The organism is Idiomarina sp. (assembly GCF_048265525.1).
Lineage (GTDB): Bacteria > Pseudomonadota > Gammaproteobacteria > Enterobacterales > Alteromonadaceae > Idiomarina.
Genome location: NZ_JBLXBI010000001.1, coordinates 308,562 through 325,815, shown reverse-complemented (window position 1 = coordinate 325,815; position 17,254 = coordinate 308,562). Strand labels below are relative to the sequence as shown.

The following is a 17,254-nucleotide window of genomic DNA, read 5'->3' as shown; positions in this document are numbered from 1 at the left end:
AGATACCTCCTTATTCATGACTAAAAATAACGGACTGGCCGTTTGGCCAGCTACAATTAAAGTCGTGACAGAGTGCTTTTGCAAACTTTGCCGCACGTGGAGGTATGGTGTTTTCTTCCAGTAAACGGTTTAACTGTGCAGCCACTTTTTCTGTGAACGCCTGCCTGTCTACTTCAACGCCATTCAAATTATCCACACTTACCTGAAACGGAAAGTCACAACACAAAGAGAACAGCCACTCCAGCGCTTGTGGTTTTTGCTCAACCTGCTCAAAGGATTTCTGCTGGGCTTCGTTGCGCCCGTCAGGTTCATACCAATAGCCATAGTCAAACAGCTTGCGCCGCGCTTCACCCGCTATACACCAATGCGCGGTCTCGTGTAGCGCTGAGGCAAAAAAACCATGGGCAAATACCACTTTATGCGGTTCCCCCTCTTCCGAGGCAGGCTGATAATAAGGCTCTTCGTCACCAGCAACCAATATTGTGTTGCAATCTTCGCCGAAACAGTGCTCAAAAACCCTAATTAAGCGCTCATAATGGTGTTCTGACGTCTGACTCATATTCGCTTAGCGACTAATATCCGGTGTTTCAGTTTGCGCTGTTAAATTATGCGCACGCTGGCGTAACCAGTGGTCGGCTAAAACCAGGCTGGTCATAGCTTCAACAATAGGTACCGCACGTATACCGACACAAGGGTCGTGACGGCCTTTCGTTACTATGGCCTGTTCGTTACCCCAGCGGTCAATTGTGCGCCCGCTAATAGCAATACTTGAGGTTGGTTTCAGTGCGATATCGGCAAAAATCGGCTGACCGCTGCTAATACCGCCTAAGACACCGCCCGCGTGGTTCGACAAAAAGCCGTCCGGCGTCATTTCATCACGGTGTTCGCTGCCACGCTGGCTCACAACCTCGAAACCATCGCCAACACTCACTGCTTTTACTGCATTAATGCTCATCAGTGCTTTGGCTAAATCAGCATCCAGCCTGTCAAAAACCGGTTCCCCCCAGCCTGGGGGCACACCAGTAGCCTGCACCCGAATTTTTGCGCCAATTGAGTCGCCTTCTTTTTTCAGCTGACGAATAAGCTCCTGCATAGCTTCAACCGCATTGGCATCGCCGCAGAACAGTTCATTCTCGCGTACCTGCGGCCAGTCAATGTTACTAGCAACAATATCGCCCATTTGGGTTAATGCCGCCTGAACCTGTATGCCCTGCTGTTGCAGTAATTTATCGGCTATAGCACCAGCCGCTACCCGCATTGCGGTTTCACGCGCTGAAGAGCGACCGCCCCCGCGATAATCACGTACACCGTACTTGTGCTGGTAGGTGTAATCGGCATGGCCGGGCCGGAAGGTATCTTTTATGTCAGAGTAATCCTGGCTGCGCTGGTCGGTGTTTTCAATCAGCAAACCAATTGAGGTACCGGTTGTCACGCCTTCAAATACCCCGGAGAGGATCTTGACCTGATCGGCCTCACGACGTGCTGTAGTATAGCGGTTCTGCCCCGGCTTACGCCGGTCTAAGGCTTCTTGTAAATCGGCTTCGGTTAGTTCTAACCCAGCAGGACAACCGTCAACAACGGCACCGAGCGAAGGTCCGTGGCTTTCACCAAAGGTGGTAACTTTGAATAACTGCCCAAAACTGTTTCCTGGCATTAGCTGGCCTTAGTTTCCCGTTGTTTATGTTCAATTAGTTGCTGTTTTGTCAGTAAGAATACCCCGTCACCGCCATTAGCAAACTCAAGCCACATAAAAGGCGTTTTCGGATACTTTTCAGCTAAAGCAGGCATTGAATTGCCCACCTCACAAACAAACAGACCGCCGTCGTTCAACAAGTCCGAAGCCTGCATCAGCATTTTGTCTACCAAAATTAAACCATCTTCACCGGCTGCCAACCCAAGTTCCGGTTCGTGGTGATACTCAGGTGGTAAATCAGTCATATCTTCGGCATCGACATACGGAGGATTGGTAACAATTAAATCGTATTTTTCGGCTTTTACTGCATCGAATAAGTCCGACTGAATGGGCGTCACTCTATGAGTTAAACCGTGCTGTTCAATGTTGAACTCAGCCACTTCCAGCGCTTCGGTGGAAATATCCAGCGCATCGACTTCGGCTTCAGGAAAGGCATAGGCACAGGCTATAGCAATACAGCCGCCGCCGGTGCACAAATCCAGAACACGGTGCGGGGCTTCGACTAACCAAGTCTGAAAGCCATTTTCAATAAGCTCGGCTATTGGAGAGCGTGGCACCAGAACCCGTTCGTCGACATAAAATGGTAATCCGGCAAACCAGGCCTGATGAGTCAGATACGCAGCCGGAATGTGCTGCTCAATGCGTTGCTTTAATAACTCGGCAAACTCTTGTTTCTCAGAGTTGAGCATACGGCAATGACCCATAGCGGCTAACTGAGCCGTTGTTAGCTGTAACACGAAGCTTAATAAAGCCCGGGTTTCATCAATTGGGTTGTCGGTGCCATGACCATAATACACGTCAGACTGGTTTAGCTGAGTAACGCTCCAGCGAGTAATGTCGTCAATGCTTACTAACTCTTGAATGGCTTGTTCCAGATTACGCACTTGCAAAGGCTGTCTCCCGACCACTGAATGTTTTATACTGAATTAACTTAATGCCTTAAAGATACCTTAATTCAGCGCGGTTTTCATCAATCATGGTCGCAAACAAACGTCAGTCATCATCACTTTCTGAAGACGATATCGAGCTTTTTCGTGAAGCCGCAAAAGGTGCTGCCCGTATAAAGCAGGACAAACTGCCTCCGGAACCACCCAAAATTGCTGAATTACGGAAGCGCCGACAGCTATCGCAAGACCCCAGCGCCCAGCAAATTGCCGACGCCAGTCGCTCGGCCAGCCATTATTTTTCCGATGATTTTGAAGCGCACTTTGCTGACGGCCCGGTACGTTTTGCCGCGGAGGGTGAGTCGGGGTATTTGGTTAAGCAATTACGCCGGGGAGACTACACGCCCGAGTTGCTACTGGACTTACACGGTATGACATTAGCCACGGCACGCCAGGAGTTAGCGGCGTTATTACTGGCATGTGAGCGCGAACACATAGACTGTTGCTGCATTATGCACGGGCACGGCAGTGGTAAATTAAAACAACAATTGCCGCACTGGTTAGTACAGCATCCGCATGTTCGGGCCTTTCATCAGGCGCCGCTGGAATGGGGTGGCGCGGCGTCGCTATTAGTACTGTTAAAAGTTGCGAGCTAGCAGTTAGCCAGCACACCGCTCTGCTATTAACAGCTGCTGAAATTTACCGCGTAAGGTTTCCGGAGAAAAGTCGACAACCGCAATACCCGCTGTCGGGAAAATAGGAGGCTGCACGCTGGCATCCAGTTCATGCACTAAATAACTCACTAGCGGCATGTGCGACACCAACACCACACTTTCATAGCCATGCTGCTGTATTTCTGCAGCAAGCCAACTGACAACCGAACCGGCATGACCATCGGGGGTAATGTCGTCACAATTTTGCTTCTGCCCGGTTTTCAGATGCGACAATAAGATAGAAGCCGTTTGCTGAGCGCGTATATAAGGACTGACATAAACACAGTCAACCTTCGGCTGTTTGTCTATCAGCCATTTCGCCGTGGTTATAACTTCGTGTTCACCGTTAGTGGTTAAACGGCGCTCGCGATCGGAATAACTGCCCTGTGGGTAGTTTGCTTCACCATGACGCATGATATACAGCTTCATTCTGGCTTAGACTCCTCGGCCTGCGTTCGGCGATTTGTGTCAGGTCGGCCACCGGTAACCCGATTAGCCCGGCCGGACTGTTTGGCTTCTTCCGCACGACGTTTGCGTACGGCTTTTGGATCGGCAATTAATGGGCGATAAATTTCAATGCGGTCACCGTCTCGCGGTTGTGCATTTAACTTCACCGTCTTATTCCAGATACCCACTTTTTGCTGTTCAAGATCAATTTCCGGAAACTGCTCGAACACGTCCGACATGCGTATGCACTCTTCCACCGTTGCCCCCTCTTGCGGGTGCACCGTTAGCAGCACTTGCTTGTCAGGGGTAGCGTAAGCCACTTCAATGGTTAATTTATTACCCATGCTGGTTTCCATATACCTGCTCTGCCCTTTTCACAAAGGCATCGACCATACGTGAAGTCACTTCTTTAAATATTTTACCAAAGGCCATGCCCAGCAAGCGACTGGAAAACTCAAAGTCCAGCTTAAGCTCAACTTTGCAGGCGTCGTCGGCCAGTGGCGTAAATACCCAGCCACCGGTTAATTTTTTAAATGGCCCGTCTACCAGGTCCATGTCTATACGTTCGGGTTCGTGCAGCGTATTGCGGGTAGTAAAGGTTTTGCTGATACCCGCCTTGCTTATGTCTAACGCAGCCACTTTTTGTTGGCTGGACGACTCCAGCACCCGCGCAGCAGCACATCCGGGTACAAACTCCGGGTAAGCTTCAACGTGGTTAACGAGGTCGAACATTTGTTTTGCGCTGTACGAAACTAAAGCACTTTTCTCGATACTCGGCATTTTTTTACCTACGACTAAAATCAACTGCGCAATAATAACGCAACCAGAAACGCTTTGAAGCCCTTAAAGCAATTTTCTTTTCAGTGCGCATAGGTATAATGGCTGTCATGAGTAAAAAGAAACCACAACAATCATCCAATACCATAGCTCGTAATAAAAAAGCGCGGCATGAATACTTCCTTGAAGACAAGTTCGAGGCGGGTGTCAGTTTGCAGGGCTGGGAAATTAAGAGCATACGGGCTGGCAAGGTCAACATTAGCGACAGCTACGTCATTATTAAAAATGGCGAGGCTTACCTTTTGGGTGCCGAAATTCAGCCTCTTAACCAAGCCTCAAGCCATGTTTATTGCGAGCCAGACCGCAGCCGCAAACTGCTGCTGAAGCGCCGCGAGCTGGATAAGCTTATTGGCGCCTCAGAGCGTGAAGGCTATTCCATAGTTGCCACAACCATGTACTGGAAAGGCCCATGGGCAAAACTGGAAATATTTTTAGCCCAGGGTAAAAAGTCACACGATAAACGCGACACCATTAAAGAGCGCGACTGGCAACGCCAGAAGGCTCGGATAATGAAGCATTCGGTGCGTTAATTGGAACTTCAGGTACGTCATTCAGGCGTGCCTGTTGAAGTTTCAATAGCTGATCAAGCAACCTTTCAAGCTCTCCATCAAAAGTATCCAACTCGACACGAGCATCCATCAAAATGTTGGTAGTCTGACGTAAACTAAGTAATGCCAGATTGAACCACACATTCCGATCAGAAGAGTTAAGTCTCAGAGATTGCCCGTAAGCTGATTCGCTAGCTTTAAAACGATACTGTCTAAAGTAAATATTTCCGAGTAGAGCCCAACTTTTATCCGTTCCTAACCCTTTACGGTGTAACCATTGTAAGTGCTGTTCTGCTGATAAAAGATCCCCATTTTTATACCAGTTAATGGCGGTCTCCAGACTCTGTTCCCTAACTTGCCTCTCTTCTACTGTCGCGCTGCAGCCTTGATTAGTTAAGCTCAATAGCAATACAGCAATCAAAATGCTTGTTTTCATTTAGTTCTCCATGCTTATTAATAAACCTTAGTTTCTTCCCAATCCACTTTTCTAAAGGCCAAAAGTTTCCAGCGGCCATTTCAATTAATCCGTGAGCCCTTTTAAAGCGAGCAATTTCATTGGGACAAATGAATCGACGGACCTCTATAATTTTGTTTCCTTTGTCAAAGGCCACAACATCAATTGGCTCTTTCATTCCCCAAGTGTGTATTGATTTACAAAATGGAAACCAAAAAGCCATCTCTGGCGTTGGTTGCTGCTCGCCCAACATGCCAATCAACCTTTGATGAAACTTTTTCATGGCCTTTACTTTAGGCCATAAAATAATTTCTTTGTCATTCGTCATCCAAACCCTCCTTGGCTTATTTGAACAATTACTGGCCCCAGAATAACCAGAAAATTTACCGGGAAAAAACAGGTTACCAATGGAAAAAGAAGCTTTACAGGTGCTTCTTGCGCTCTCTTCTCCGCTGAGTTGAGTAGCTCCTGCCTTAATTGATTGGCATAAAACCTCAACGATTTGGTCAAGCTACTTCCCTGCTGATACCCTTTTATTAGCATAGAACTCCACTCATGGAGCTGCTTTGCGTCATACCGTTCAGACAGTTCATTCATTGACTGAGCAAAACTTCCCCCTCGCCTTAGTCGACTAAGCATCGAAGTGATCTCCTGCGCCAGCAGAAGATCGCTGCATGACGTAGCTACTTTCTCTAAAGCGGAAATTAACGGAATACCTGAAGCAATCATCATAGAAATCAGATCACAAAAATCAGGAAGTTGGCGAACTATCGCTTTGTTATTTTTTAGAACTAACTGTCTTCTCTTATTTATTATCATTAGTAGTAAGAGAACATAAGCAATACTTAAAAGCCAAACCCCAGAAAGCAGAGAGACAGAGACTGATACACATGCCATAAAAACCCAGAAGAAAAATGATCGCGCGGCTCCTTTTAGAAAATCTACTTCCAGGTAACGAGCAGTCCATCTTTTGACATTTTCTGGTAAAACGGACCAAATTTTTGATACTGCATAATCAAGCTTTTGCCCAAGCGCCAATATTTGCCAGACCGCGAGAGCTAAGAACGAAAAACAAAGAGTAGCTAGAAATACTAAGACGGCAACTATAATCATTTTTCATCTTCCGGATGCATAATTCGCTTAACCATCCATCCACCAATAACCATCAATATAAGAGCCACTATAAGCATAAAAATACCAACGCGTGACTCAGTGAAAAGCGCTGTATGTTCTGGTTTCATCCAACTTAAAAGAAAATACAATCCAACTGGCATCATAACGAGAATTTTAGCCTGCATTCTGGCTTGTGAAGTCAGCGTTATCTGTCGCTCTTTAATGTGCTGCTGTTGTTGGAGGTTGTCAGCCAATCTTAGAAATAAATCTGATTGTTGTCCTCCACTTTTCAAACCTAAAACTAAAGATTGAACCACCAGTTTAATGGAGAAAACAGGAACTCTCCGCTGCCAGTCTTCCAGGCAATCTGTTAAGGGTTTACCCACTTTTTCCTGCCTCAATAGCTCGTCAACCTCTTGTCCTAAAGGAGCTAATAACGTTCCTTTTAAATTCTTCAAAGCTGCTCCGACACTTGTACCACTTCTTAACTGGTTACTGAGCCCAATCAACATACCGGGCAACTGTTTTTCAATTTTTATGTAACGTTGCTTTTTAAGTTGACGATAAACAAATGGCGGAGCCAACAAAGTAAGAATAAACGTCGCTACTGCCCAGGTTCTATTAACATAAAACCATACGATTAAGGGCGATAAAAGCGTGACTACCAGATAACTTCTGACCAAAATTATTACCGGCATTCTCAAGAAAAACTCTTCTAAAGAGCGTACTGTTGATAGCGTCAGTTTCTCTTCAAGTTGCTGATATCGTTTTGGTGTTAAATGCGAAAAGATCCATAGCCAGCAAAGCCCGCTGCAAACGATTAAGAACGCTAATCCGAAGATGAACATAACCCATCTCCCATAAGTGACTCCCAGACCTCCTGGCGAATGTCGTCCCCTTGCTCATCAGCGAACTTACATAACGTCTTATTACTTATTAATGACTGAGTCGTATTGCGTCTTTCAAATAGTGGTGACAGCTGTAAAACATTATCGTCTATTCCCGTAACTTCACTGATACTAAGCACGGCTCTTCGGCCATCAGAAAGACGCGCTATCTGAACCACAATATTAACAGCACTGGCTATTTGCTGTCGTAACGCAGAAATCGGAAGCTCTATTCCACCCATCAAGACCATAATTTCCAAACGTCTTAAAGCATCGCGAGCGCTGTTCGCATGAACGGTACTCAAAGATCCCGCATGACCCGTGTTCATAGCCTGTAACATGTCTAAAGCTTCCGACCCACGGCACTCACCTACAATAAGTCGATCAGGACGCATTCGCAGTGCATTGATAACGAGTTCACGAATATTTATAGCCCCTGTTCCCTCCTGATTTTTAGGTCTGGCCTCAAGACTTATCAGATTATTGTGAGCTAATTGCAGTTCAGCCGCGTCTTCGATACTTATAATTCTTTCACCTTCAGGAATTTCCTGAGATAGAATATTTAATAAGGTTGTTTTACCTGTTCCTGTTCCACCAGAAACAATAATATTTTGGCGACAACGAACAGCAAGCCTTAAGAATTCAGCAGATTGCTCCGTTAACGAGCCACTATCTACCAAGTCCTCGATCGTTAGCGATTTCTTGGTGAACTTCCGAATAGTGAGACACGACCCTTTGGTTGCTAAAGGAGCTAGAACAGCGTTTACACGAGAACCGTCTGGTAGACGAGCATCGACCATGGGGGATGCATCATCAACGTGACGACCTAAAGGCAGAACAATCTTATCGATGGTTCGCCGCAGGGAAACCTCGTTACTGAATTGTTCATCCGCTTTTTTCAGCTTACCTGAGCGTTCAACATAGATCTGATCATAGCTATTAACCATAATTTCAGTTACTGAGTCATCTTCTAAAAGGCGCTCAATAGGGCCCAGGCCAATGACTTCAGCCACTGCATCTGCTATATCTTTTCCAGACTCACCTGTAGTTTCCTTTAAATAGGATTCAGCATAGCGTCTCAGCTCACATTCACTCATAGCCTCAAAACGTGGATCTCTGGTATCTAAATGCTCTTTGAGGCTGTTAATTAAATTAACTGATATCATCGAAATGTCTCCCTTAGCTGTAAAATGGAGTCTTTCTGATACCAGTCGTGTTTTTGTGCTAACCGTTTTTGCTTATCATTGAACCGCTCTTTAGCCGTATCCATACGCTCAGCAGTAACCATAATAATTAATTCTGTAGTTTGCTCTCTGCTCTGCTGACTTCTGAAGGCATTTTCCAGAATCGGCAATGAACCTAACCCCGGTATACCGTCTTCCTGAGCCGACTCATCTATACTTAAAAGACCAGACAAAACCAGTGTATCTCCATCATTTGAAAGAAACACCGATTCTGTACGACGACTAAGTATGCCGGGTACACCTGAAACGGAAACCGCAGGATCAATATTGCTTAATTCGGCGTGAAGCTGAGTTTTTATTCTGTTGTCATCTAAAACGACCGGCTGAATGACAAGCCTTATACCGTATTCGCGGAAAGTAACGTCCTGCATACCCTGCGCGACAACTTGAGGAATAGGCAGTTCTCCTCCCGCCAGAAACGTCGCCTTCTCACCGCTTTGGGTAGATAAAACAGGATTTGCCAATAGTTTGGCGAGACCGCGCCGCTGCATAAGCATCAGTTGGGAATTAATTTCGGCGTCCCACTCGAACAAACCAGATAAAGAGCTCGAAAATGTAGGGCCGCTCGTTGTCCCTTGCCATCTAATTCCAAGGTCTTCGAGATACTGGCGCTTGGTTTCCAGAATATTGACTCTTAAGGTCAACATAGGTGGCTCTTCCTGAAAAGATTCAGTTAAATTTAAAATCTCTTCATGATTCTCGGAAATTCTCTCTAATTCACCGTAATGCCTTTTGGATACCTTGCCCGATAAAACTGTAAGCCCGGACTTTTCTGTCTTGTTAAGGTTTTTTTCTGCCTCAGATATAGCTTCTAAACGCCCCTCCAGGGATAGCTCCAGGCTCGCTGTTACCATAATCTTTAACTCTTTTAATACCTCTTCGGAGTTGAACCAGATATCTGCTTTGCCAACTCCCACCCCTCTTAGAATTGCCCGGCTATTATCGAGCACGTGAACATCTACAACACTCTCGTCACTGATAAGAATATCGCTTCCGGGTTCTATACTGATAATTCGAGTCTCACCTTCTTCAAGATGATAGGAGCTATGATTAACCTCGGCCCGAACACTAATAGCGACGAACAATAACAGAGTCACGACTAGATAATGTTTGAACTTTACTGAACCTTCCATGGTTGCACCTTGCTTTGTTTAGAATCTTGATGCCAAATACTTGCTTGCTCTAAATGACGGCCTCTCGCCCAGACCAACATTGGACTTTCAATAGCTCTTGTAAATGCGGCTACCTTCTCGGGCTCCACCAACAATGTCAGCGAATATGAACCATATCCCTCCTGCAAGCCGTGGATATCAAAAACCTCAATTTCTTCAAATGAAACGTATTGTCTTGAGCTTTCAAAAGACTCCCCGACAAATACAATATCGACCAGATCTCCGACTTTCAGCAGCGCATTGTGGTGGCCTAAATTGTCCGTAGTGACCGTAATAGCGTAGTAACCGTTAGGCAGAACTTCCGACAAACCATTGTTCTGATTATTCGATAGAACGCGTTCAGAAACCGGTTCACCAGATTTAACAGAACTTCGCAGTTTCCTACCGATAATCAAATTAGCGGCGCTCTCCAAATACCAATGCTCATTGATAAGTTCGTGCGGATATTTTCGAACCAAGAGGTCGCTTACTTCTAAAATATCCCCGACATTAAGATCTTTGGAAAAAACAACAACACTATCAGCATTTCCTGACGCCTCTTGAAGTCGTCGGGAAGTTTCTTGCTGTAGATATTGATTAATTAGAAAAATCGTCACCATCGAAATTATTGAGCTAAAAATCACGGCAAAAATCCATTTCGCCTTTTTTTTCATGATCCTCCTCCTGGTATTAGTACTAAATAGCGCCAAATAAAATAATAAAACTCTTTCGCCTCACGACCCACTTCAATTAGGTAGTCAATGAGTGAAAGTTGCTCTTCAACAACAAATAAAATGGTCATTATTAAGAGAGAGAGCAATAACCACTCTATCGATGCCTGCCCACTCTGCTTTCTTCTCATAGGACATGAACCAAAATCACATACTCACCTTGCTCGGAGAACATTAGGCGTCCCATATCTTCTTTAAAGATCCAAAAGTCATGAGGTTTCTCAATCGATTGAAAAGAATCGATTTTTTGGCTGTAAGTTAATTTTAATACGTTTTTTATATCTTTTAATTTGAATGTCGATAAATAAACCCAGACCTCTTTTCCATTTTTCTGGTTTTTTGAAATGGCATGAAAAGGCCCGTCAAGTTTAGGCTTTTCCATATACGGAAGAATTATTTTACTTAAAATCCATGAACCATCTTTTCCTTTGAAGAAAGTCCAGTTGTCTTCTCCAATTGGGCAGATCCAAAAATCTCCATGAGGAGCTGGACAGTAGGAGTAGAAGTCTTCAATAACGCTCCAGTCTGGAACATTAGGACTTTGTAAAAAATAAGCAGTAGCCGTCGCATTCTGAGAAATTGGCATTTCAGACCATTCCCATTTATCAAACCCTGCAGGAATATCAGCAATCATATACGCACCTTAATTAAAGATTTACTAAGAGTTTGTTACAGTTAAACCCACAGATTTTTAGAAAAGTAATTTCCATTTTTATGTAGATAAATCTTTAGTATTCCAGTCATAAATAATGTGCCAAAATCACATATTCACCTTGTTCAGAAAAAACTACGCGCCCCATATCTTCTTTTAATATCCAAACATCATTTTCTTTCTCAATAGATTGAAAAGAGTCTACTTTTTGGCTGTAATAAGACATCATTGCCGTTTGCAATGGTTTAAGCGGATATCTAGCTAAATAAATCCATATCTTTTCTCCATTACTTTCATATCCTGAAATTGGAGTAATGGGTCCCTTTAAAGATTCTTCATGTGCTGGAGACTTAGTCAGTGGCATAAGTATCCATTGTCCGTTTTCTCCCTCAAACAACGTCCATTCAGTATCTTCTATGGGACAAAGCCAAAAAATTATTTCCCCTCCGGGACAATATGGATAAAATTGGCTCAACTCTTTCCAGTCAGGAATTTCTGGTTTTCTCAAAAAAAGAGCATCAATATTGATGGATGAACTAATCGGTTGCTCAGCCCAGCTCCAGTCCTCTAAAACTACGGGTAAATCCATAACTATTCCTTTTTTTGAAGTACTTCCTCGGGCACGACATCTGGAGATATCGTACCGAAAACTAAATAATCGGAACTAAGCTCTTTAGCCAAAAAAAGTGAGCTAAGCCCATCTTGGATTAATTCTGTTATTTCTCCCGAGAGTAAGTTATTTACAACTAAAGACGCGGGCCTAGTCGATAGCTCCTCGCTGCTTCTCGCCTGCCAACTATCTGTTAACCTACTCATTGGATAAAAAGGTTTTTTATCCAGTTTCTTCAACTCTCTTAAGTTTTTCCCTTGGAGCTTTACTGGAAGAAGTCTATTTAGAGGGATAAATAACTTTTCTGTATGTTTATTTAGCCGATACTCTCCCGATAATTGAGCTCGATCAACATCCATAACCCTGCTCCAAATAATTTTACGAGCCTCAATAAGGTTAACGGTACTGTTGTTAATCGCAGGTATAAGGACTTGATACAACGACAAGTAAATAGCTAGCAAAATACCAATTGATAACATGACCTCCACAGTAGCTTGACCTTTACATTTAAAGCGCATCACGACCTAAAATTCCTGTTTTATCTTTATAAGATATTGAAGTTAGCTGAGGCTCCCAGAGCGCATTAAACAAGTTATCCGTTTCATAAAGATCATCTTTTCTAGAGAAGATTTTGTCTGGACGACTAAAATGCGTTTTTGCTTTAGCATATGCAACTTGGTTACTGTCCCCCACTTTTATTATCACCGTATCCATGCCCATCTTTAAAAAGTTGCTTAGCCGCATATAGCTAAATTTTTGTGGATTCGAATTAAACGACTCCATCTGTGCCAAACCAAGTCTGGAAGACATCGAGTTACTTCGAAAGGCAGCACCATAACCAGAACGACGGTTACGTCTTTGCTGCTGCGCTTTAGCGCCCCAGCCTAATGGCAATTGCTCCCTATAACTTCCAACAAACCATTTTCGTCCGTGAAGAGAAACTGAATCCAGCGCGTGCCAATCCCAGCCTCCATTTCTGTTTCTTGATAATTCTGTTCCTCCACGCTTTATTATTTTATGAGTGAATACGTCTATCCAGTTATATCCTCTGGATTTGCTGAAGGGATCCAGACTTTTCAGTGTCAACTCTTCTAGTTCTTTTGATTGTCTTTCGTTACTGGTTTTACGGACTTCTGTTTTGCGCCACCAAAGAGTTGGAAATGGCACAACACCACCTCCTTGATACGCTTCCCAGCTTAGATCTCCTGAATGCTTAGAAACGATATCTTTAATAAGAAGTGGTAGCTCCATGACGAAACTTGCATCTAAAAGTCTCTGTGCCGCTGATATTCCCTGTATCACAGCCGATTGAAAACGGATTAAGACACGCGCCAATTGCTGATAACCCTCCTCGACTCGGTCGAGAATGGTGGATAACACTCTGGTTAGTTGTCCCAGATACGGAATAAATGACGTCACTGTTTCTAAATTGTCCGCAGTTCGGTCTAACATAGACATATAGCTCGCTAGGCCAACCCACTGAGCTATTGCTACTTGGTTTCCAATAAGCGCACGGTTTGTTAAAGCCAAGAAATTCATTTGCCGGGACATAGCGACAGCTGCGCTATAAGCCGCGTTATCAGCAACACTTTGCAAGTACCATTGACGCCGGGCATGTTTGCCCATGTCCGTCACAGCGAAAAGCAACATCGAAACGAGTAACAAAACCCCGACCATTAAAATCAGGGTTTGTCCTTTTATTCGTGTGTTGGATTTTTCCAAAGCAATCATTTCTTCTTGCCTTGCTCAGTGGCCTCGTCATAATTGCCGAGGTTTACTTCAGTATTGGCCACAGTTCCAGCGCGTCTTGAAGACTGCCGAGCTCTGTTTAATTGTTGCGTAGATGATTGACCTGTCATTTCTTGAGCAAGTCCAGCCACCTGGTTACGTATGGACTTACCAAAAAGTGAATAGACTCCGATTGCTGCAACGGCAATCAAAGCGACAATAATGATGTATTCCGTCATTCCCTGACCACGAGAACGCCGAGTTAAATGCGTATTCATAATTCCCTCCTGGCAATAGTCAACACCACAATTGGCGTTGACGTCAGGAAGTATAGAACGAGTTTTAGAGGGTCAGATCAGAAGTAGCAAATGTCTTACTCAATATTAAGATATTTATGCATCTGCGTAGAAAGTTTACGAACAGCTCAGATCTTTTAGGTGCTTAGTTTACTGTGCCACTTCATTGGCGCTTGCTTTGGATGAAAGACGGCCAATATGAGAATAAACTCAGCTTCATCGCGGTAGAGTATTCCGTGAGGAAATGTTTCTAAAGGCCAACGGCGAACCTTATGCTCAAGAATTTGCATCGCCAAAGGTTGGTTTGCAGCAGCTTTAACGGCTGTTTCTACTGCACTTTGAAACTTTCTAGCTAAGTCAGGGCTAATTTTCTGATAATAGCTCTTTTCTCGCCGAACATCTTCGCGGGCAGATTCAAGAAAGCGAACAGGTTTCAACGATCATCTGCCTTAAGATCTTTAAATACGTCCTCAGATGGAATAGCTTGCTCTTCGCCTCGAGTATAAGCTTCGTACCTGTTATTTGCTTCAGCCACCCAGGCTTGCTCCACTTGTTGCGGATTCGACCCAGAGCGCGGCTCAAGACTCTCCAATAAGTGAACTATCAATCGGGTTTTCTCCTCTTTGGGAAGAGAAAGCGCTTCAGTTTCGAGAACTTCTGCAGGTATCGTCATAACCACCTCGGTTAATATTGGCTCTATAACACCCTACTATACGAGAAAGCTGAAATGAAACCAGCATACCCCACAAAATATTTCGACGCCTAAACAGCACGCGATATAAACGTTAATTATAATGCCATAGATGGGAACATCGCTTTTTTAGCAAGTTACTCAATATTAAGATATTTATGCATCTGCACGGAAAGGCGCCAGTTGCGCGCTATGCAGGTTTTCATGGCCAGCTCGGTGGCGCGTGGGCGCTGGCTTATAGGTTGCAGGCAAATAATGGCATCTGCTTTGGGCGGGCAGCGTTCTAGTAAGGAATCTAGCGCATCTATGTGCTTTTGCATGGCTATGGGGTGCTTTATTTCATTAGCGCGTGCCATGCAGTCAGGGCGCACTAGGTAGCCGCCGGGCATATCCAGCTTGGGCGATACTGTTACCCAGGTGCTGTCGGTTACTTTTAGCTCAAAGGTACCGCTGGTTTCTATTTGCAGCTGGTAGCCTTTGGCTTCTAAGGCTTTGCCAAGCGGCAGTAAGTCAAACATAGCGGGTTCACCGCCGGTTATCACTACATGTTTGGCGGAGTAACCTTCTTGTTCAAAGCGCGCGATAATGTCCTCGGCAGTCATTTCTGACCATTTTGCTGAGGCTTCGGTTTTTGCCATTAATGCGTCTATGCTTACCTGGTCGCTGGGGTTGGTTTCCCATGTGTGCTGGGTATCGCACCAGGGGCAGCCCACAGGACAACCCTGCAAACGCAGAAAAATAGATGGCACGCCGGTAAAGGTGCCCTCGCCTTGCAAGGTTTCAAAAATTTCGTTGATGCGGTAAGACATAGCTTCCGTTAAAATGGCTTTGGTTAACATGAGTGAATGCGGATTATACGGGGAGTTACAGCATGTCGCAAAAGGTCGTTGTTATTTATTCAGGCGGAATGGACTCTTTTACCGTTTTGCACAAAGCCCTGGCCGAGGGAAAAGAGGTACTGGCACTGTCGTTTAACTACGGACAACGCCATGTAAAAGAATTAGAAGTTGCGGCTAACGTCTGTAAACAGCATGGAATACCCCACAAAGTGGTGGACATTACCGCTATTAACTCGCTGCTATCGGGTAGTTCGCTAACCGACGACATCGACATTCCTGAAGGCCACTACGAAGAAGAGTCAATGAAATCCACTGTGGTGCCTAACCGCAATATGATTTTACTGTCGCTGGCCATTGGTTATGCGGTGTCTGAAGAGGCTTCTGCGGTGTATTACGGCGCGCATTCGGGTGACCACGCTATTTACCCGGACTGTCGGCCGGAGTTTGTGCGGCAAATGGACGTAGTGAGTAAAATGGCGAACTACGAGCCGGTAGCGGTTCATGCGCCTTATTTAGACGTGGATAAAAACGCCATTTTAGCCGACGGCATTAAACTGGGGCTGGACTACAGCCAAACCTGGACTTGCTATAACGGCCGCGACAAAGCCTGTGGTAAATGCGGTGCCTGTCAGGAACGTTTAGAGGCCTTCGCCGCCAACGGCATTGAAGACCCTCTTAGCTACGAATGATAGTTTACGAATAACCTACAGCCAGCGTTGGGCTTGTTCCCAGCGCTGGGTGCGTTTTAACTCTTCAAGCGATACCGCCGACGATGACATCAGCATTCTATTTACGCGTTGTGCGCTTTCTGGCTCTGTTGCTGGCAAATCAGCATCTAACACTTGCACCGCTCCGGCTCTGTCATTGCATACCAGTATCATGTCGCAGCCTGCTTCTAAGGCTGCCATAGCACGCTGCTGCATGTCGCCGGCAACGGTTGCGCCCTGCATAGACAAGTCGTCGCTAAAGATAGTGCCATTAAACTGCAGTTCGCTGCGCAGTATTTGCTGTAACCAGAACTCGCTGAAACCGGCAGGCTGAGGATCTATTTGCGGGTAAATAACGTGAGCCGGCATTATGCCGTCCAGTTTCTGGCTTAATGACAAAAACGGCTTTAAGTCGTGCGCGCGAATTTGCTCTAAGGTACGGTCGTCTTCCGGAATGGCAATGTGAGAATCTGCCTGAACAGAACCGTGCCCAGGGAAGTGCTTGCCGGTGCAGGCCATACCGGCCTCATGCATACCTTCAATAAACGAAGACGCTAACTTAGAAATTTCCGACGGCACAGCAGAAAATGCGCGGTCACCAATAACGTCACTGCAGTCGTCTACGTCCAGTACCGGGGCAAAACTGATATCAATTCCCACAGCCTGAACTTCTGCTGCCATTAACCAGCCTAAGTCGCGCGCGGCACGCTGACGTTCATCGTCATTTTCAATTTTTTGCAGCGAGCCCATAGAAGGAATGGCGCTAAAGCCTTCACGAAAACGTTGTACCCGCCCGCCTTCATGGTCTACTGCAATAAGCAACGGCTTAGCAGCGGCGGCTCGTGCCTCGCGTATTAACTCCTGCAGTTGTTCCAGCGACGCAAAATTTCGTGTAAACAGAATTAGCCCGTTAACGGCCGGTGCCGCAAGAAGATTTTTGTCGTCGGCGGTCAGCTCTGTGCCCGCAATGTCTATCATTAATTGTGCCATAACAGCGGCTGTCTCATTTCGTTTTCAACAACCAGCAGT

General features: G+C 45.3%; 25 protein-coding genes. 3 read left to right on the top strand and 22 right to left on the bottom strand.

Annotated features, from left to right (window positions below):
• Positions 1–10: 10 nt before the first annotated feature.
• Genes ACN0TF_RS01550 through prmB form a run of 3 tightly spaced genes read right to left on the bottom strand, consistent with a single transcriptional unit; the run spans position 11 to position 2,583 of the window.
• Positions 11–559, bottom strand: a complete 549-nt coding sequence (locus ACN0TF_RS01550; RefSeq protein WP_417440478.1) for an elongation factor P hydroxylase — start codon at positions 557–559, stop codon at positions 11–13.
• A gap of 6 nt (positions 560–565) precedes the next feature.
• Positions 566–1,654 (bottom strand): chorismate synthase, encoded by a 1,089-nt coding sequence (aroC, locus tag ACN0TF_RS01545; RefSeq protein ID WP_417440477.1) that lies wholly within the window; start codon positions 1,652–1,654, stop codon positions 566–568.
• A complete protein-coding gene (prmB, locus tag ACN0TF_RS01540; protein ID WP_417440476.1) occupies positions 1,654–2,583 on the bottom strand; it encodes a 50S ribosomal protein L3 N(5)-glutamine methyltransferase in 930 nt (309 codons plus the stop codon). The genes aroC and prmB overlap by 1 nt, the downstream gene beginning before the upstream one ends.
• An 86-nt stretch (positions 2,584–2,669) precedes the next feature.
• Here prmB and smrB point away from each other — a divergent pair, with 86 nt between their 5' ends.
• Positions 2,670–3,233: an endonuclease SmrB gene (smrB, locus tag ACN0TF_RS01535; protein WP_153849008.1), complete on the top strand. Its 564-nt coding sequence runs from the start codon at positions 2,670–2,672 to the stop codon at positions 3,231–3,233.
• A gap of 3 nt (positions 3,234–3,236) precedes the next feature.
• On the opposite strand, the gene sixA is transcribed toward smrB, so the two are convergent.
• Genes sixA through ACN0TF_RS01520 form a run of 3 tightly spaced genes read right to left on the bottom strand, consistent with a single transcriptional unit; the run spans position 3,237 to position 4,517 of the window.
• On the bottom strand, positions 3,237–3,719 hold the full coding sequence (gene sixA / locus ACN0TF_RS01530) for a phosphohistidine phosphatase SixA (RefSeq protein WP_114981509.1): 483 nt from the start codon (positions 3,717–3,719) through the stop codon (positions 3,237–3,239).
• Complete coding sequence (locus ACN0TF_RS01525; protein ID WP_417440475.1) at positions 3,716–4,081, bottom strand: RnfH family protein; 366 nt, start codon at positions 4,079–4,081, stop codon at positions 3,716–3,718. Before ACN0TF_RS01525 ends, sixA begins: the two co-directional genes overlap by 4 nt.
• The gene (locus ACN0TF_RS01520; RefSeq protein ID WP_417440474.1) at positions 4,074–4,517 is read right to left on the bottom strand and encodes a type II toxin-antitoxin system RatA family toxin; all 444 of its coding nucleotides are present in this window, start codon (positions 4,515–4,517) and stop codon (positions 4,074–4,076) included. Before ACN0TF_RS01520 ends, ACN0TF_RS01525 begins: the two co-directional genes overlap by 8 nt.
• Before the next feature lie 107 nt (positions 4,518–4,624).
• On the opposite strand from ACN0TF_RS01520, the gene smpB reads away from it, so the two are divergent.
• Positions 4,625–5,104, top strand: a complete 480-nt coding sequence (gene smpB / locus ACN0TF_RS01515; protein WP_034820895.1) for an SsrA-binding protein SmpB — start codon at positions 4,625–4,627, stop codon at positions 5,102–5,104.
• On the opposite strand, the gene ACN0TF_RS01510 is transcribed toward smpB, so the two are convergent.
• The 15 genes from ACN0TF_RS01510 to queE form a co-directional block, all read right to left on the bottom strand.
• Positions 5,046–5,558 carry a hypothetical protein gene (locus ACN0TF_RS01510; protein WP_417440473.1) on the bottom strand — a complete coding sequence of 171 codons (513 nt, stop codon included), beginning with the start codon at positions 5,556–5,558 and terminating at the stop codon, positions 5,046–5,048. The genes smpB and ACN0TF_RS01510 overlap by 59 nt on opposite strands.
• Positions 5,512–5,904 carry a DUF192 domain-containing protein gene (locus ACN0TF_RS01505; RefSeq protein ID WP_417440472.1) on the bottom strand — a complete coding sequence of 131 codons (393 nt, stop codon included), beginning with the start codon at positions 5,902–5,904 and terminating at the stop codon, positions 5,512–5,514. Before ACN0TF_RS01505 ends, ACN0TF_RS01510 begins: the two co-directional genes overlap by 47 nt.
• Positions 5,901–6,689: a type II secretion system F family protein gene (locus ACN0TF_RS01500; protein WP_417440471.1), complete on the bottom strand. Its 789-nt coding sequence runs from the start codon at positions 6,687–6,689 to the stop codon at positions 5,901–5,903. Before ACN0TF_RS01500 ends, ACN0TF_RS01505 begins: the two co-directional genes overlap by 4 nt.
• Positions 6,686–7,387 carry a type II secretion system F family protein gene (locus tag ACN0TF_RS01495; RefSeq protein WP_417441101.1) on the bottom strand — a complete coding sequence of 234 codons (702 nt, stop codon included), beginning with the start codon at positions 7,385–7,387 and terminating at the stop codon, positions 6,686–6,688. The genes ACN0TF_RS01500 and ACN0TF_RS01495 overlap by 4 nt, the downstream gene beginning before the upstream one ends.
• 131 nt (positions 7,388–7,518) lie before the next feature.
• The gene (locus tag ACN0TF_RS01490; RefSeq protein ID WP_417440470.1) at positions 7,519–8,742 is read right to left on the bottom strand and encodes a CpaF family protein; all 1,224 of its coding nucleotides are present in this window, start codon (positions 8,740–8,742) and stop codon (positions 7,519–7,521) included.
• Positions 8,739–9,953: a type II and III secretion system protein family protein gene (locus ACN0TF_RS01485; protein ID WP_417440469.1), complete on the bottom strand. Its 1,215-nt coding sequence runs from the start codon at positions 9,951–9,953 to the stop codon at positions 8,739–8,741. The genes ACN0TF_RS01490 and ACN0TF_RS01485 overlap by 4 nt, the downstream gene beginning before the upstream one ends.
• Positions 9,938–10,645 (bottom strand): Flp pilus assembly protein CpaB, encoded by a 708-nt coding sequence (gene cpaB / locus ACN0TF_RS01480; protein WP_417440468.1) that lies wholly within the window; start codon positions 10,643–10,645, stop codon positions 9,938–9,940. Before cpaB ends, ACN0TF_RS01485 begins: the two co-directional genes overlap by 16 nt.
• Before the next feature lie 184 nt (positions 10,646–10,829).
• A complete protein-coding gene (locus ACN0TF_RS01475) occupies positions 10,830–11,336 on the bottom strand; it encodes a hypothetical protein (RefSeq protein WP_417440467.1) in 507 nt (168 codons plus the stop codon).
• 106 nt (positions 11,337–11,442) lie between these two features.
• On the bottom strand, positions 11,443–11,943 hold the full coding sequence (locus ACN0TF_RS01470) for a hypothetical protein (RefSeq protein WP_417440466.1): 501 nt from the start codon (positions 11,941–11,943) through the stop codon (positions 11,443–11,445).
• A 2-nt stretch (positions 11,944–11,945) separates the two neighbouring features.
• Positions 11,946–12,482, bottom strand: a complete 537-nt coding sequence (locus ACN0TF_RS01465; protein ID WP_016341304.1) for a hypothetical protein — start codon at positions 12,480–12,482, stop codon at positions 11,946–11,948.
• The gene (locus tag ACN0TF_RS01460; protein WP_417440465.1) at positions 12,472–13,695 is read right to left on the bottom strand and encodes a TadE/TadG family type IV pilus assembly protein; all 1,224 of its coding nucleotides are present in this window, start codon (positions 13,693–13,695) and stop codon (positions 12,472–12,474) included. Before ACN0TF_RS01460 ends, ACN0TF_RS01465 begins: the two co-directional genes overlap by 11 nt.
• Positions 13,692–13,970: a Flp family type IVb pilin gene (locus ACN0TF_RS01455; protein ID WP_417440464.1), complete on the bottom strand. Its 279-nt coding sequence runs from the start codon at positions 13,968–13,970 to the stop codon at positions 13,692–13,694. The genes ACN0TF_RS01460 and ACN0TF_RS01455 overlap by 4 nt, the downstream gene beginning before the upstream one ends.
• A 155-nt stretch (positions 13,971–14,125) precedes the next feature.
• A complete protein-coding gene (locus ACN0TF_RS01450; protein ID WP_417440463.1) occupies positions 14,126–14,425 on the bottom strand; it encodes a type II toxin-antitoxin system RelE/ParE family toxin in 300 nt (99 codons plus the stop codon).
• Complete coding sequence (locus ACN0TF_RS01445) at positions 14,422–14,661, bottom strand: addiction module protein (RefSeq protein WP_417440462.1); 240 nt, start codon at positions 14,659–14,661, stop codon at positions 14,422–14,424. Before ACN0TF_RS01445 ends, ACN0TF_RS01450 begins: the two co-directional genes overlap by 4 nt.
• 155 nt (positions 14,662–14,816) lie before the next feature.
• The gene (gene queE / locus ACN0TF_RS01440) at positions 14,817–15,488 is read right to left on the bottom strand and encodes a 7-carboxy-7-deazaguanine synthase QueE (RefSeq protein ID WP_153849269.1); all 672 of its coding nucleotides are present in this window, start codon (positions 15,486–15,488) and stop codon (positions 14,817–14,819) included.
• Between the two features lie 62 nt (positions 15,489–15,550).
• Between queE and queC the strand changes: the two genes are divergently transcribed.
• Positions 15,551–16,207, top strand: a complete 657-nt coding sequence (gene queC / locus ACN0TF_RS01435; protein WP_417440461.1) for a 7-cyano-7-deazaguanine synthase QueC — start codon at positions 15,551–15,553, stop codon at positions 16,205–16,207.
• Between the two features lie 15 nt (positions 16,208–16,222).
• Here the strand turns inward: queC and nagZ are convergent, their stop codons facing one another.
• Positions 16,223–17,215, bottom strand: a complete 993-nt coding sequence (gene nagZ / locus ACN0TF_RS01430) for a beta-N-acetylhexosaminidase (protein WP_417440460.1) — start codon at positions 17,213–17,215, stop codon at positions 16,223–16,225.
• Positions 17,216–17,254: the final 39 nt, after the last annotated feature.